The sequence below is a fragment of the Bifidobacterium choerinum genome (assembly GCF_000741135.1).
In the GTDB taxonomy this organism is placed as follows: Bacteria; Actinomycetota; Actinomycetes; order Actinomycetales; family Bifidobacteriaceae; genus Bifidobacterium; species Bifidobacterium choerinum.
This window is the reverse complement of the sequence record NZ_JGYU01000013.1, coordinates 14576-29339: the sequence shown is the minus strand read 5'-3', so window position 1 is coordinate 29339 and position 14764 is coordinate 14576. Positions and strand designations below refer to the sequence as shown.

General features: G+C 63.7%; 13 protein-coding genes and 2 rRNA genes. 13 read left to right on the top strand and 2 right to left on the bottom strand.

Annotated elements, in window-relative coordinates; translation table 11 throughout:
• The 3 genes from BCHO_RS08125 to BCHO_RS09765 form a co-directional block, all read left to right on the top strand.
• Window positions 1-2004, top strand: a 23S ribosomal RNA gene (locus tag BCHO_RS08125); the annotation flags it as partial.
• A gap of 193 nt (window positions 2005-2197) precedes the next feature.
• Window positions 2198-2314, top strand: a 5S ribosomal RNA gene (gene rrf, locus BCHO_RS08120).
• Between the two features lie 206 nt (window positions 2315-2520).
• Window positions 2521-2709 (top strand): LacI family DNA-binding transcriptional regulator, encoded by a 189-nt coding sequence (locus tag BCHO_RS09765; protein ID WP_081707920.1) that lies wholly within the window; start codon window positions 2521-2523, stop codon window positions 2707-2709.
• An 81-nt stretch (window positions 2710-2790) separates the two neighbouring features.
• Here the strand turns inward: BCHO_RS09765 and BCHO_RS08115 are convergent, their stop codons facing one another.
• Window positions 2791-3348, bottom strand: coding sequence for a 3'-5' exonuclease (locus tag BCHO_RS08115; RefSeq protein WP_024540706.1), 558 nt, complete (start codon window positions 3346-3348; stop codon window positions 2791-2793).
• 250 nt (window positions 3349-3598) lie between these two features.
• Window positions 3599-4261 (bottom strand): GNAT family N-acetyltransferase, encoded by a 663-nt coding sequence (locus BCHO_RS08110; RefSeq protein WP_033491490.1) that lies wholly within the window; start codon window positions 4259-4261, stop codon window positions 3599-3601.
• Between the two features lie 307 nt (window positions 4262-4568).
• Between BCHO_RS08110 and BCHO_RS08105 the strand changes: the two genes are divergently transcribed.
• The 10 genes from BCHO_RS08105 (at window position 4569) to BCHO_RS08060 (ending at window position 14698) form a co-directional block, all read left to right on the top strand.
• Window positions 4569-5993: an APC family permease gene (locus tag BCHO_RS08105; protein WP_024540704.1), complete on the top strand. Its 1425-nt coding sequence runs from the start codon at window positions 4569-4571 to the stop codon at window positions 5991-5993.
• A gap of 237 nt (window positions 5994-6230) precedes the next feature.
• Window positions 6231-7229: a ketopantoate reductase family protein gene (locus BCHO_RS08100; RefSeq protein ID WP_024540703.1), complete on the top strand. Its 999-nt coding sequence runs from the start codon at window positions 6231-6233 to the stop codon at window positions 7227-7229.
• Between the two features lie 156 nt (window positions 7230-7385).
• Window positions 7386-8261 (top strand): MetQ/NlpA family ABC transporter substrate-binding protein, encoded by an 876-nt coding sequence (locus tag BCHO_RS08095; protein WP_024540702.1) that lies wholly within the window; start codon window positions 7386-7388, stop codon window positions 8259-8261.
• A gap of 9 nt (window positions 8262-8270) precedes the next feature.
• Window positions 8271-9431 carry a methionine ABC transporter ATP-binding protein gene (locus BCHO_RS08090; protein ID WP_024540701.1) on the top strand — a complete coding sequence of 387 codons (1161 nt, stop codon included), beginning with the start codon at window positions 8271-8273 and terminating at the stop codon, window positions 9429-9431.
• On the top strand, window positions 9428-10087 hold the full coding sequence (locus BCHO_RS08085) for a methionine ABC transporter permease (protein WP_024540700.1): 660 nt from the start codon (window positions 9428-9430) through the stop codon (window positions 10085-10087). The genes BCHO_RS08090 and BCHO_RS08085 overlap by 4 nt, the downstream gene beginning before the upstream one ends.
• A gap of 117 nt (window positions 10088-10204) precedes the next feature.
• Entirely contained in the window at window positions 10205-11365 is a 1161-nt protein-coding gene (locus BCHO_RS08080) for a pyridoxal phosphate-dependent aminotransferase (protein WP_024540699.1), read from the top strand.
• A gap of 181 nt (window positions 11366-11546) precedes the next feature.
• Window positions 11547-12203 (top strand): amino acid ABC transporter permease, encoded by a 657-nt coding sequence (locus BCHO_RS08075; RefSeq protein WP_024540698.1) that lies wholly within the window; start codon window positions 11547-11549, stop codon window positions 12201-12203.
• Window positions 12190-12873: an amino acid ABC transporter permease gene (locus tag BCHO_RS08070; protein WP_024540697.1), complete on the top strand. Its 684-nt coding sequence runs from the start codon at window positions 12190-12192 to the stop codon at window positions 12871-12873. The genes BCHO_RS08075 and BCHO_RS08070 overlap by 14 nt, the downstream gene beginning before the upstream one ends.
• Window positions 12857-13714, top strand: a complete 858-nt coding sequence (locus BCHO_RS08065) for an amino acid ABC transporter ATP-binding protein (protein WP_024540696.1) — start codon at window positions 12857-12859, stop codon at window positions 13712-13714. Before BCHO_RS08070 ends, BCHO_RS08065 begins: the two co-directional genes overlap by 17 nt.
• A 78-nt stretch (window positions 13715-13792) precedes the next feature.
• Entirely contained in the window at window positions 13793-14698 is a 906-nt protein-coding gene (locus tag BCHO_RS08060) for a cysteine ABC transporter substrate-binding protein (protein WP_024540695.1), read from the top strand.
• The last annotated feature ends 66 nt before the right edge of the window (window positions 14699-14764 follow it).

Genomic DNA, 14764 nt, shown 5'->3' with positions numbered 1-14764 from the left:
CAAGCGCGTGCTAAGTGGGAAAGGATGTGGAGTCGCATAGACAGCCAGGAGGTTGGCTCAGAAGCAGCCATCCTTGAAAGAGTGCGTAACAGCTCACTGGTCTAGTGGTTCCGCGCCGACAATGTAGCGGGGCTCAAGCACGCCACCGAAGACGCGGACGTCAGCTTGTCTGGCGTGGTAGGAGAGCGTCCCTTGAGGGTCGAAGCCGCCGGGGAACCGTGTGGTGGACTTCAGGGGAGTGAGAATGCAGACATGAGTAGCGAGAGCAGGGTGAGGATCCCTGCCGCTGGATGACCAAGGGTTCCAGGGCCACGTTCGTCGTCCCTGGGTGAGTCGGGTCCTAAGGCGAGGCCGACAGGCGTAGTCGAATGGATGAACGGGTCGATATTCCCGTACCGGCCGCATGACCGATCAGCGGTCCCTTGACCGATCGCGTGTTTCCATCGGATCCGTCCTTCCTTCGGGTTGGTCGGTGATGTTCGGGTTCGCGCGTGGCGTCCTGGGGTCGAGCGCATGGAGTGACGCGGACGGGTAGCCGGCCGGGGAGGTGGTTTTCCCTGGTCAAGCGTGCGGCCCCGCCCCCAGGCAAATCCGGGGGCAGCATGGGGCGAGGCGTGATGATGGGGGCCTTGATGGCCCGATATCCGGTGATCCCGTCGGCCGAGAAAAGCTTCGGCGCGAGGTGGGCGGCCGCCCGTACCCCAAACCGACACAGGTGGTCAGGTAGAGTATACCGAAGCGAGCGAGCGAATCCTGGTCAAGGAACTCGGCAAACCGCTCCCGTGCCTTCGGCATAAGGGAGACCCCCCGCGGTGGGACGTCCTTGCGGCGTCGAGCGGTGGGGGGTGGCACAAGCCAGGGGGTAGCGACTGTTTACCAAAAACACAGGTGCATGCCAAGACGCAAGTCGCCGTATATGCACTGACGCCTGCCCGGTGCCGGAAGGTTAAGAGGATCCATCAGCGCTTTGCGCGAAGTGGTGAATTCAAGCCCCGGTAAACGGCGGTGGTAACTATAACCATCCTAAGGTAGCGAAATTCCTTGTCGGGTAAGTTCCGACCTGCACGAATGGCGTAACGACTTCCCCGCTGTCTCGACCAGGAGCTCGGCGAAATTGCAGTACGAGTAAAGATGCTCGTTAAGCGCAGAAGGACGAAAAGACCCCGGGACCTTTACTATACCTTGGTATTGGCATCAGGTGCGGATTGTGTAGCATAGGCGGGAGACTGTGAGGCATGCACGCCAGTGTGTGTGGAGTCGGCCGGTGAAATACCGCTCTGTCCCCATCTGATGCCTAACCCGGACAAGTCAGCCTTGTCGGGGAGAGTGCCTGGCGGGTAGTTTAACTGGGGCGGTTGCCTCCCAAAGAGTAACGGAGGCGCTCAAAGGTCCGCTCGGCCCGGTTGGCAATCGGGTGTCGAGTGTAATCGCACAAGCGGGCTTGACTGCGAGATCGACGGATCGAGCAGGGACGAAAGTCGGAGATAGTGATCCGGTGCCGGCGTACGGACGCGGCATCGCTCAACGGATAAAAGGTACCCCGGGGATAACAGGCTGATCATTCCCAAGAGTCCATATCGACGGGATGGTTTGGCACCTCGATGTCGGCTCGTCGCATCCTGGGGCTGGAGCAGGTCCCAAGGGTTCGGCTGTTCGCCGATTAAAGCGGCACGCGAGCTGGGTTCAGAACGTCGTGAGACAGTTTGGTCTCTATCCTCTGCGCTCGTTGGAATCCTGAGGAGGCCTGCCCATAGTACGAGAGGACCTGGGTGGACGAACCTCTGGTATGCCGGTTGTCGCGCCAGCGGCACGGCCGGTTGGCTACGTTCGGGAGGGATAACCGCTGAAAGCATCTAAGCGGGAAGCCCGCTCCAAGATAAGGATTCCTGACACCCCTCCGGGGGTGTGTGAGACCCCACATGAGACCATGTGGTCGATAGACCGGACGTGGAAGCCCCGCAAGGGGTGGAGCCGACCGGCACTAACGGTCGAAGACGACCCCCACCGCGACCCATCGCGCGGCGCACGCGTGCGGGACACGCGACCATCGGGAGTCACACGGCAAAGCATCGAACACGCGAACAGACGACGACACATCGTCCCGGTACGAACACGCAGCGCGTCCACCATCCGGTCCCCAAACCAACCACCAACCGGCCCGACGGGTCGGGAACATGGATAACAGAACAACAAGTCTTGCGGCGGTCACAGCCCAGGGGAGACGCCCGGCCCCATTCCGAACCCGGAAGCTAAGACCTGGCACGGCGATGGTACTGCACCCGACAGGGTGTGGGAGAGTAGCACGCCGCCGCACCCACACTTCACACGAAAGCCCCGAACCGGCACACCGGTCCGGGGCTTTCCCATACCCACACCCAACAACCGGCGGACAACCCAACAACACCCCAACCAACAAACCTTCGCCTTTTTGCGAATGCATGATGCATCGCATGGACCTACAATGGAACACGACAGCATTGTCCTGTCGTGGACGGATCACGGCAGCCATCGAATCGGGGAATGATGCGCAAACGTGTGACGCTCAAGGAGATCGCCAAGGAGGCCGAAGTGTCGCCGGCGGCGGTCTCGCTCGTACTCAACAACAAAAGGTCCACTTCGTTGACAGTTTGCCCCGCATGTGCGGGGATGATATCCCATAACACTGTTTGGCCACTGCTATCTTCGTTTGTCCTGCACAAGGTGGGATGATCGGACGACCGCTATCCTGAAGGCCTCGGACATGTCCTGTCCGAGGCCTTCAGGATATGTGCCGCACGCCGGTTGTGCTTGTCAGCTCTGGGGGAGGACGGCGGCGTCGCAGGAGATGTAGCGGCGCTGCCATTCAAGGCACTGGTAGGTCTGCGTCGCATCCGAAAGCGCACGATGCTCCTCGACGTCGGCGATACCGTAACGCTGGATCAGATCGACGAGACGATGCCGTTCCGAGGGGAACAGATGCTTGTCGATCGTCATCGTGTCCAATGTCGGACGCATGAAATGGTTCGTGAACCCCAATATGCGGTGCTCGGCCTCGGCGAGGAAGCCCATGTCGAAGCGGATGTTATGGCCAATGACGACGTCGTCCTCGAGGAAATCGATGAACGGGCCGAGCACGGCCTCGAGCGACGGCATACCCTCGACCATCTCGTTGGTGATGCCGGTCAGTCGTGTGATGTTGGGTGTGATGAGCGTGCCCGGATCGACGAGCTGATCGAAGGTGTCGACGATCCTGCCGTTGCGGATCTTCACCGCACCGATCTCGGTGATGCGATCACGCTGCGCGCTCAGACCGGTCGTCTCCAGATCGAGCGCCGTGTAATCCTTCGGTAGGCGTTCGGCTGGCCGGATGACTACGGACATCGTGATTCCTCTCTGATATCCAACGCATCGGCGACCCTCTGTCGGCTGCCTTGTACGGGGATCGGCCGTGCGCTGCTCCCATGTTGTTTCCAGTGCCGAGTCTAATGTAAAACCGCCGTGAATGCGGCGCGAGTTCCAGTTTATGCGCAAGGTGTTCGCAAATCGCAGACGGCAGGGACGCAGCCATCCCGTTTTCCGGGAGCGGATGTCCGGCATCCGGCCGCTCGGTCGGCAACGGTTATCTGAGCACCGGGAACTGCGCCGTGATCGTATGGCCGTGGTCCATGTACGACGTCGTCTCCTCCATCGCCTTGCGGATGTTGCTCGCCGTGATGTCATAGGCCTCGTCGATCTCGTCGCCGTCGGCCTGCCGTCCAAGCCGCAGCCGCATCTGGTACCATATCGCGTTGCCGTGCGTCGAGGCGCTCGGGCCTTCGTTGACGAAGCCGAAGCCCTGATAGAAGCCGATGAGCCGCTCCTTGCAGGCAAGCACGATGCCGGCGCGGTGGGCGATTGCCGAATCGAGGATGACGCGGCGCATCAGATAGGCCGCGCAGCCGCGATGCTGGTAGACCGGCGCCGTGTCGACGCCGAGGATCATCTGCCAGGAACCGTCCTCGTCATGCAGATTGGCCTGCTCGTACATCGCGTCGGTCAGATCGGCGACGTTGGTCGTCATGCCGTTGATGAAGCTGACGAGCATGCCGTCGGCGAGATGCGCCGGGAAACAGGCGTCCGACGCATCGGCGTCCGGGTTGACGAGCAGCCAGAAATGCTCCGGATACGTCTCGATGCGATTCGCGAGCCTTTCGATGTCCGCGGCCTCCTTGGGAGGGAAGCACGCTGATTCAATACTGGAAAGAGCATCGAGGTCGTCCAAAGTTGCATGACGCACAAACATAGGCATCATCGTCTCTCAAGGCATAGCCAAAAGCGCAGGCCGGACCGCCTGCGTCCCGCATGGACGAACACGGCGCCGGGTAGCGCGATGTGGACGCCGGCGTTTTCGACGCTGTGAGGAAAAGCCTGGCGTGAGGGGAACCGGCACCGGGCCGGTGAGCTATATTACACGTAGAACGGTCAGGCCCCGCCATGGGAGGACCGATGCGCCATGCGCATCCGCCGCGCATGGCGCACGTTGTCGTCGCGGCGCGCGGGCATGCCGCCGCAAGCGTAGGAACGCCACCAATATGAAGGAGCGAGGAATCATGTCCGAGAACGTACAAGGCACAGGGCAATCCGCCGTCAAGACGGGGAAGACGGGCAAAATCGACGGCTCCCAGGCGACCGCGACGAAATCGGTCGTCAAACGAACGCTGACGACGAAGGACCTCATCGTCTTCGGCATGATCTTCATGGTGCCGATCGCGCCGTTCTCGATCATCGCGTCGGTCGCCTCCGTATCCCACGGCATGCCGGCGATCGCCTATCTCATCGCGATGGTCGCGATGCTGTTCACGGCATTGTCCTTCGGCATGATGGTGCCGTTGTTCCCGTCGAGCGGCAGCATCTACATCTACGCGTCGCATGAGATGAACGACTCGGTCGGCTTCGTCGTCGGATGGCTGATGATCCTGCAGTATCTGATCACGCCGGCGATCATGCTGCTCATGGCGGCGAACGCGCTGCACGAGTATCTGCCGCATATCCCGGTATGGGTGTGGTGCGTCGGCTTCCTCGTCGTCATCACGGCGATCGCGATGCGCGGCATGGGCGCCACCGTCCTAGTCGACAAGCTCGCGCTCGCGGCCGAGCTCATCGTGCTGGCGCTGTTCTTCGTATTCGGCGTCATCTACGTCTGCAAGCATCCGCAGACCGCGCACTTCTCCGGCACCGCGTTCTTCAACCCCGGCAAGTTCGACATGGGCGCGATGATGAGCGCCGTCTCGCTGTGCGCGCTGTCCTATGTGGGATTCGGCTCGATCGTGACGCTCGACGACCAATGCGTGCGTCCGAAGAAGGCGCCGGGCAAGGCGATGATCATCATCGTCCTCATCCTCGGCTTCCTGTACATGTCGATGAGCTTCCTGACGATGTGTATGGATCCCTCCGGCAACATCCTGCAGGCGAACCAGAACAGCGGCTTCTACGAGGTGGCCGGACTCGCCGGCAAGTGGCTCGGCGTCGTCTGCGCCGTCGCGAACGCGCTCGCGCTCGGCCTGTTCACGTCGCTGTCCGGCATGACGGCGATCTCGAGCCTCATGTACACGATGGCCGTCGACGGCGGCCTGCCGAAGTTCCTCGCCAAGTACGACAAGAAGACGAACGTGCCGGTCGGCGCCACGCTGTTCACGGCGGCCGTGAACCTCGTGCTCATCTTCGTGTTCATCCTCCTGGGCCAGAACACGGCGGCGAAGGTGAGCAACTTCGGCGCGCTGTCCACCTATTGCATGCTCAACATCGTCGTCATCTGGGGTCTGGGGATCAAGGCGCGCGGCTATCGCGGCCGTTCGTTCTGGCGCACGATCCTGTGCCCGCTCATCGGCGCGGTCGTGACCTTCGTCATCTTCATCTCCCTGGGCTGGACCGTGTGGATCGTCGGACTGATCTGGACGGCGCTCGGCATCGTCTATTACCTTGTGTGGACGAAGGGCATGCATCGCACGATGGACCTCGAACGCAAGGTCGTCTGACCATATCCCTCCATATTCGGCAAGCGCCGTCACGATATTTCCGTCGTGGCGGCGCTTGTTTTTCCGATTGATTGGCGCGTTCGCACGCATGTTGAGCATCGTATCGATTTTGCTATAGCGGCGCCGCCGTTTCGGCTTGTGAGGTGCCGTACAGTGTGTCACGCAGGCACGGCAGAGGGTCTGCGCACGACGAATAATACGTTCGGAAAAGCGACGATATGCAAGGAGGGACGACGCATGAGATACGCGATTCTTGGGGCCGGCGGCATGGGCGTCCAGTACGGTGTGCTGCTGCAGGAGCATGCGCACGCCGACGTCGACTTCATCGACGCGTGGACGCCGAACGTCGAGCGGATACGCGCACAGGGCGGCGCGTATGTGTCGCAGGACGGCGAGGGACGTCACCTTGTGCCGATCGACGTGTACTACCCGGAGGAGTACGACGGCGACCCCGATGTGTGGATCGTCTTCGTCAAGCAGCATCAGCTCCCGGGGCTCCTCGAGCGCGTCAGCGGATGCATCCGCCCGCGCCACCATGTGTTCTCGGCGATGAACGGCTACGGCCATTTCGAACATCTCGCGGAATACTTCGCGAAGGACCATATCTATGGCGGCACGGCGCTCATCGGCGCGTACGTCTACGGTCCCGGCGATTTCAACTTCACCGGGGGCGTCCACGCGAAGGCGATGCACATGTGCGCGTACGACGGCCACGATGCCGCCGACGATCCCGTCGAGCTCGCGTTGTACCGAGATTTCCAGGCGGCGACGCTCAATCCGACGATCGCGCCGCATTTCCTCGGCATGTGCTTCGCGAAGATCGTGTTCAACTCGGTGCTCAACACGCTGTGCACGATGTACGAGATCCGTTTCGGTGAATTCGCCGAGCATCCAAGCGCCCCGGTCCTGACGCGCCGGCTCGTCGACGAAGCGTACACGGCGGCGGAACGCGCCGGCATCACGCTTCCCGGTACGAGGGAAAGCGAGGTGGAGACGATAATGCATACGGCCGCGGTCGCGCATCCCCTGCATTATCCGTCGATGTACCAGGACCTCACGAGATGCCGCCCGACCGAAGTCGACTACATCAACGGCTACATCGCACGCCTTGGGCGCGAGCACGGCGCGCCGTGCCCGCTCCACGAGTTCGTGACGCATGAGGTGCACCTCGCCGAGCATGCGTTCGCGATCCACCATCCCGACATCGCCACGCAGCAGGCGATCGACGGACGCTGAGAGGCGACGAGGTCCGAGAACCGGCATCCGGACGGCCGCCGCATGGTCCGCACCACGCGGCGGCCTGGGCGAACACGCCCGAAACCACGCATGACCACAGCGACGTATGCAGGAACATCACCATTCGAGCAAGCGATCAAGGAGACGACAACCATCATGACGACGAAGCAGCGCATCCACACGCTCATCCGCACGGCGGCCGCCGTGCTCGCCGGCGCGGTCATCATCGCGAACAGCGCATGCGGTGACGCGCGCAGCGCATCGGCCGAGCAGATCCCGACGCCGAAGGACGGCGAGACGACGACGATCACGGTCGGCGTATGCCCCGGGCCGTACGGGGAGATGATCGACGAGGTCATCGCGCCGCTCCTGAAGGACGACGGCTACGCACTGACGACGAAGACCTTCAACGACTACGTGCAGCCGGACAAGGCGCTCGCGAGCGGCAGGATCGACGCGAACCTCATGCAGCACGGCAACTACCTGAAGAAGTTCAGCGCCGACAACGGCCTCGACCTCGTCTCGCTCGGACAGACGCCGACGCTCGGCCTCGGCGTCTATTCGAAGACGTTCGCGTCGATCGACGACATCGCCGACGGCGCGAGCGTCGCGGTCGCGAACGACGGATCGAACCTCGCACGCAGCCTCGGCGTCCTCGAGCAGAACGGGCTCGTGACGCTCAAGGACGGCATCGACGCGACGAAGGCGTCGGTCAGCGACATCGCCGACAATCCCAGGCATCTCGACATCAAACCGATCGACGCCGCGCAGCTCGCGCGTTCGCTCGACACCGTCGACGTCGCGCTCGTGCCCGGCAACTACTCGTGGGCGGCGGGGCTCGACCCGAAGGACGCGCTCGCGCTCGAACGGCAGGACGACGGCGTCATCGAGGTGTTCGCGGTCGCGGGAGCGAACAAGGACACGCATTTCGCGAAGACCGTCCGGGCACTGCTCAGCAGCGACGAATTCAAGAGCGCGATCGCCGCGAGCCGCTTCAGGGACTTCGGCAAGCCGGCGGGCTGGAACGAATAGGGGGAGACGATGACGGACATCATCACCTTGGACGACGTCTCGGTCGTCTTCGAAAGCGACGGACGTTCCGTCGAGGCGGTCAGCCACGCGAGCGTGCACATCGAGGAAGGCGAGATCTTCGGGATCATCGGCTTCTCGGGGGCCGGCAAATCGACGCTCGTGCGCACGATCAACCTCCTCGAGCGCCCGACGTCGGGCCGTGTCGTCATCGACGGGCGCGACGTGACGGCGCTGCGCGGGACGGCGCTGCGCAAACTGCGCAGCGGCATCGGCTTCGTCTTCCAGAGCTTCAACCTCATCGACAACGTGACCGTCGCGCAGAACATCGCGTTCGCGCTCAAGGCGGCGCATGTGCCGAAGTCGCGGCACCGTGCGCGCATCGAGGAGCTGCTCAGGCTCGTCGGGCTTGAGGAGAAGATCGACAGCTACCCGTCGCAGCTTTCCGGAGGGCAGAGGCAGCGCGTGTCGATCGCGCGTGCCCTCGCGAACCATCCGCGCATCCTGCTGTGCGACGAGGCGACGAGCGCGCTCGACCCGGAGACGACCGAGGGGATCCTCGCGCTGCTCAAGCGCGTCAACGCCGAGCTCGGCGTCACGATCGTCTTCATCACGCACCAGTTCGACGTCGCGAAGGCGATCTTCGACCACGTCGCCGTCATGGAACATGGCGTCATCGTCGAACAGGGCACGACCTTCGACGTGTTCGGCTCCCCACATCACGAGACGACGCGCGCGCTCGTCGAACGCTATCTCGGCGTCGCGATCCCGAGGCGGCTCGTGCCGCAGCTGCCGTCGGGACGTCTCATCGAATTGCGATACAAGGACGAAGGCGCGCTCGAGCCGCTCATCAGCGACGTCTCACGGCATTTCGAAGTGTCGATCAACGTCCTGCACGGCAATGTCGGCTACTTCGGCACGCAGGCGATCGGCACGCTCATCGTGCTGGTGAGCGCGCGGCAGGAAGGACAGCGGGGCGCGTTCGTCGTGCAGGCGGCGATCGACGAGCTCACGTCGCGCGTCGCCGATGCGCGCGAACTGAGCGTCGCGCTCAACGACGACATCGGCGCGAGCATCGACGCGATCTTCGCGGACGACGCATACGGCACGAGGCCATCGGCGCATGCCGCCGACGCATACGACGGCGATGCGCATAAGGAGGTGCTCGCATGAACGACACGATCGAGATCCTCAGGGAGAACCTGGGACGGGCGTTGTGGGAGACATGCACGATGGTCGGCATCGCGACGCTGGTCGGCGTCGTGTTCGGCACGGCGCTCGCGATCCTGCTGTTCCTCACGCAGCACCGGCTGTTCACGCCGAACAGGATCGTCAACGAAGCCGTCGGATTCGTCGTCAACGCGATCCGTTCGATGCCGTTCCTCATCCTGCTCGTCGTGCTGATCCCGCTCATCCAGCTGATCATCGGCGACCCGTACACGCCGACGGGAGGCGCGATCGCGCTGTCGATCGCGGCGATCCCGTTCTTCGCCCGCGTCGCCGAAAGCGCATTCCAGGAAGTGGACGACGGTCTGCTCGAAGCGGCGATCTCGACCGGTGCGCCGGTGCGGCAGATCATCGTCGGCGCCGTGTTCCCGCAGGCGCTGCCCGGCCTCATCCGCGGCATCGTGCTGACGATCGTCTCGCTGCTCGGCTATTCGGCGATGGTCGGCACGATCGGCGCCGGCGGCATAGGCGACCTTGCGATCCAATACGGCTACAACCGCTATGAGACCGGCGTGCTCGTCGCCGTCGTGCTGCTGCTCGTCGCCGTCGTGCAGCTCATCCAATGGGTCGGCGACCGCATCGCGCTCAAGGCCACGCATTAGACGGCGCTCGGGATATGGGCCATATGGACATGCATGGATCCGCGCCCCGCGCGGGCAATGGCGGCGACGGACAACAGGACAACAGAGCAATCAACAGAGCAATAGGGAAGGAGCGTCATGGGCGTGCGGTTCTCGACGGTCACGGCGAACATGCCGGCGAACGTCTTCGAGAGGATGGACAGGAAAGTGGCCGAGGCGAGACGTGCAGGCGCCGACGTCATCGACCTGTCAAAGGGCAATCCGGACGGTTTCCCCGAACCGTTCGTCCGCGAGGCGGCGCGCGTCGGCGTCGACGATCCGGACAACGCGCGCTACACGCCCTTCGACGGCAAGCGGCGCTTCCTCGACGCGGCGGCCGGCTGGTACGGACGTGAACACGGCGTGACGCTCGACCCGTCGCGCGAGCTCCTCGCCGTCGAAGGCGCCGTCGACGGCCTGGCGACGCTGTTCAGCGTGCTGCTCGACGCCGGGGACGTCGTCGCGTTCGCCGATCCGTACTATCCGTCGTACCATGGCATGGCTGCGCTGCGCGGCGCGCGCGAGCTGCTGCTGCCGGCACGCGCCGAGCTCGGCTGGCTGCCCGACCTCGACGCCGTACCGGCGCATGTCTGGGACGGCGTGCGCCTGCTCGTGCTCAACTACCCGAACAACCCGACCGGCGCGCAGGCGCCGGCCTCGTTCCTGCGTCGTGCGGTCGAACTCGCGCACGCCCACGACTTCATCGTGCTGCACGACTTCGCCTACGCCGGGCTGGGCGTGCGGGAGCGGCAGCCGAGCCTGCTCGAGGCGACCGGCGTCGACGAACGCGCGGTCGAGGTGTGCTCGCTGTCGAAGATGTACGCGATGGCCGGTTGGAGGGCCGGATTTATCGCCGGCAGTGAACAGGTGGTTGACGTGGCGCGGAAATTCCATTATCAAATGGGTTCTATGATCACTTCGTTCGTACAGGACGCCGGCGCGTCCGCTCTGGAAAGCGACCAGAGCGGCGTGGCACGGCAGGCGGCGCGCTATGCGGCGCGCCGCGCCGTCGTCGCCGGCGGCCTGCGCGAACTGGGATACGATCTCTTCGATTCGCCGGGCGGATTGTATGTGTGGATGCGCGCACCGGAGGGCCTCGACGGCGACCGTTTCGCCGACGAGCTGCTCGACGGCGCCGGCGTCGCCGTGCTGCCCGGTTCCTGCTTCGGCCGCGTCGGCGCCGATCATGTGCGCCTGAGCCTGCTGCAGCCGCGCGAGCGTCTCGCCGACGCCGTGGCGCGCATCGGCCGGTGTTGTTGAGGGCGGATCATCGGCGCAAGCCATCCGCCGCGTACCCCGTCACGGGACGTCACGCGGCGCAATCGTCCATAAGCAATAGCCACATAGTGGAATACCATGTGGCATGGCAACAATCATCGGTCACACTCTCGGGAAGGTCGCCTGCGACTGAACCCGACGGCAGCGAAGGAGGAATCAGCGGATGCTCGACTGGTCGTTCATCGAGCGATATGCCCCGTTCTTCGTGAACGGCGCGTGGATGACGCTGTTCATCTCCGTGTTCGGCATCGCGCTCGCCATCATCACCGGAGGCATATGCGCGGCGATCCAGACGGCGCGCATCCCGGTGCTGCGGCAGATCGTCGCCGTGTACATCGAGATCAGCCGCAACACGCCATTGCTCGTGCAGCTGTACTTCCTGTACTTCGGCCTGCCGAAGCTCGGCTTCGTCTGGTCGGCGGAAATGTGCGCGATCATCGGCCTCGGCTTCCTCGGAGGCTCGTACATGGCCGAATCGATGCGTGCGGGACTGCAGGCGGTGCCGCAGATCCAGCGCGAGAACGCGTACATGCTCGGTTTCAGCCGCATGCAGACGCTCGTGCACGTCGTCATCCCGCAGGCGATCAGCGTCTCGACGCCGGGCTTCGTCGCGAACGTCATCTTCCTGATCAAAGAGTCGTCGGTCGTCTCGGCGATCGCGCTCGCCGACGTCATGTACATGGCGAAGGACCTGATGGGCATCACCTACAACACCTACGAGTCGCTGTTCATGCTCATTGTGACCTACCTGATCATCCTGCTGCCGATTTCGATCCTCGGCACATGGCTCGAGAGGAGGTTCGACTATGCAAGGCGCTAACATCCTGCTCGAACCGGGCGTCTTCCCGCGTCTGCTGCAGGGCCTGTGGGTGACGATCTGGATCGCCGCCGTCTCGGTGGCGATGAGCGTGCCGGTCGGCCTCGTCTGCGGCTGGCTGATGACGCTGCGCAATCCGGTCATCCGCTTCATCATGCGCGTCTACCTCGATTTCATCCGCATCATGCCGCAGCTTGCGCTGCTGTTCATCGCATACTACGGCATCGCGCGCGCCTGGAACTGGAACCTCGACGCGACCGGCGCCTGCGTGCTCGTCTTCGTGCTGTGGGGCGGCGCCGAACTCGGCGACCTGACACGCGGCGCGCTGCAGTCGATTCCCGAAGTGCAGCACGAGACGGCGTACATGCTGGGACTGAGCAACTGGCAGGCCTTCATCCATGTGATCCTGCCGCAGGCCGTGCGCCGGCTGCTGCCGGGTTCGGTCAACCTCGCGACGCGCATCGTCAAGACGACGTCACTGGCCGTGCTGCTCGGCGTCGTCGAGGTGATCAAGGTCGGCCAGCAGATCATCGACGCGAACCGATTCCAATATCCGACGGGCACGCTGTGGGTCTACGGCGTGATCTTCCTGATGTACTTCATCGTGTGCTGGCCGCTGTCGCTCGTGGCACATGCACTGGAGAAAAGGTGGGCGAATGACCGAAACGACTGAGCATACCCGGCGCGACGAGGCGATCGCGCTCAAGGTGACCGATCTGAAGAAGCATTACGCGGACGCCGACACGAACGTGTTCGACGGCATCTCCTTCGAGGTGCCCAAGGGCAAGGTCCTCGTCATCGTCGGCCCGTCGGGTTCCGGCAAGTCGACGCTGCTGCGCACGATCGCCGGCCTCGAGCCGATCCAGGGCGGCACGATCGCGCTCGACGGCAGGGTCATCGAGACCGGCAGGCCCGGCAACGAGAAAAGCGGGCGCGTCAAGCGCAGCGAGGAGCTGCGCACGAAGTTCGGCATGGTGTTCCAAAGCTACGACCTGTTCCCGAACAAGGACGTGCTCGGCAACATCACGATGGCGCCGCTGCTCGTGCAGAAGCGCAAGAAGGACGAGGTGGAGCGCGAGGCGCTCGAACTGCTCGAGCGCGTGCATCTGGCCGACCGCGCGCACGCGAAGCCGCATGAGCTCTCGGGCGGCCAGCGTCAGCGCGTCGCGATCTGCCGCGCGCTGATCCTGCATCCGGAGATCCTGCTGCTCGACGAGATCACGGCGGCGCTCGACCCGGAGATGGTGCACGAGGTGCTCGAAGTCGTCGTCGAACTCGCCGACGCCGGACAGACGATGCTCATCGTCACGCACGAGATGAGCTTCGCGCGCGCGATCGCCGACCGCGTGATCCTGCTCGCCGACGGCAGGATCGAGGAACGTTCGTCCGACGCCGAGGAGTTCTTCACGCATCCGAAGACCGAACGCGCCAGGGAGTTCCTGCACTCCTTCGACTTCGTCCGCCACCGCAGCCAGCAGGCGGAGCAGGACCTCGAGGCATTCGACGCCTCATGAGCGGACGGCCGCGAACACGGCGCGCCGAACAGAAGATTTGACCATAAAGACCACGGAAGAGCACGGAAAGGAACGCAGATGAGCTCATCCATTTTCAAACAGCTGGGCAGGGCGATCGCAGCGGCGGGCGCCGCCGTCATGATGGTGACGGCGGTCGCGGCCTGCGGGCCGTCCGCATCCACGCCAAGCGAAGCCGGCTCCTCCGATACGTCGAACACGACGACGGCGAAGGCGCGCACGCTCGACGAGATCAAGAAGTCCGGTGAACTGCGCATCGCCGTCTTCTCGGACAAGGCGCCCTTCGGCTATGTGGATCAGGACGGCAAGTACGCCGGCTACGACATCGAATTCGCCGAGGCGCTCGCCAAGGGACTCGGCGTCAAGCCGGCATACACGTCGGTCGATCCGGCCGCGCGCGTCGACGTGCTCGCGTCGAACAAGGTCGACGTGACGCTCGCGAACTTCACCGAGACGCCGGAACGCGCCGAGAAGGTCGACTTCTCGAAGCCGTACATGAAGGTCTCGCTCGGCATCGTCTCGCCGGAGAGCAACGAGATCACCGACGTCAGCCAGCTCAAAGGCAAGACGCTCATCGTCGCGAAGGGCACGACGGCCGAGACCTACTTCGAGAAGAACCATCCGGAGATCAAGCTGCAGAAGTACGACCAGTACGCGGATGCCTACAACGCGCTGCTCGACGGCCGCGGCGACGCGATGAGCACCGACAACACCGAGGTGCTCGCCTGGGCGAAGGCCAACAAGGGCTTCAAGGTGGGCGTCACCGACATCGGCGACGTCGACGTCATCGCCGCCGCTGTGCAGAAGGGCAACACGCAGCTGCTCGACTACATCAATGACGAGATCGTCAAGCTCGGCAAGGAGAACTTCTTCCACAAGGACTTCGAGAAGACGCTCAAGCCGGTCTACGGCGACGAGGTCAACCCGGATGACATCGTCGTCGAAAGCGGCGAACTCGACAAGTGATACGCCCGGCCGTTGGCATGACGACGGCTCTGACGCACTGCCATCGCGGCCCCGCGCATCCCGGAC

Coding starts and splice junctions, on each gene's coding strand:
- BCHO_RS08065 (WP_024540696.1), top strand. CDS start 12,857: ATGACCGAAACGACTGAGCATACCCGGCGCGACGAGGCGATCGCGCTC.
- BCHO_RS08080 (WP_024540699.1), top strand. CDS start 10,205: ATGGGCGTGCGGTTCTCGACGGTCACGGCGAACATGCCGGCGAACGTC.
- BCHO_RS08090 (WP_024540701.1), top strand. CDS start 8,271: ATGACGGACATCATCACCTTGGACGACGTCTCGGTCGTCTTCGAAAGC.
- BCHO_RS08100 (WP_024540703.1), top strand. CDS start 6,231: ATGAGATACGCGATTCTTGGGGCCGGCGGCATGGGCGTCCAGTACGGT.
- BCHO_RS08095 (WP_024540702.1), top strand. CDS start 7,386: ATGACGACGAAGCAGCGCATCCACACGCTCATCCGCACGGCGGCCGCC.
- BCHO_RS08110 (WP_033491490.1), bottom strand. CDS start 4,261: ATGTTTGTGCGTCATGCAACTTTGGACGACCTCGATGCTCTTTCCAGT.
- BCHO_RS09765 (WP_081707920.1), top strand. CDS start 2,521: ATGATGCGCAAACGTGTGACGCTCAAGGAGATCGCCAAGGAGGCCGAA.
- BCHO_RS08060 (WP_024540695.1), top strand. CDS start 13,793: ATGAGCTCATCCATTTTCAAACAGCTGGGCAGGGCGATCGCAGCGGCG.
- BCHO_RS08085 (WP_024540700.1), top strand. CDS start 9,428: ATGAACGACACGATCGAGATCCTCAGGGAGAACCTGGGACGGGCGTTG.
- BCHO_RS08075 (WP_024540698.1), top strand. CDS start 11,547: ATGCTCGACTGGTCGTTCATCGAGCGATATGCCCCGTTCTTCGTGAAC.
- BCHO_RS08070 (WP_024540697.1), top strand. CDS start 12,190: ATGCAAGGCGCTAACATCCTGCTCGAACCGGGCGTCTTCCCGCGTCTG.
- BCHO_RS08105 (WP_024540704.1), top strand. CDS start 4,569: ATGTCCGAGAACGTACAAGGCACAGGGCAATCCGCCGTCAAGACGGGG.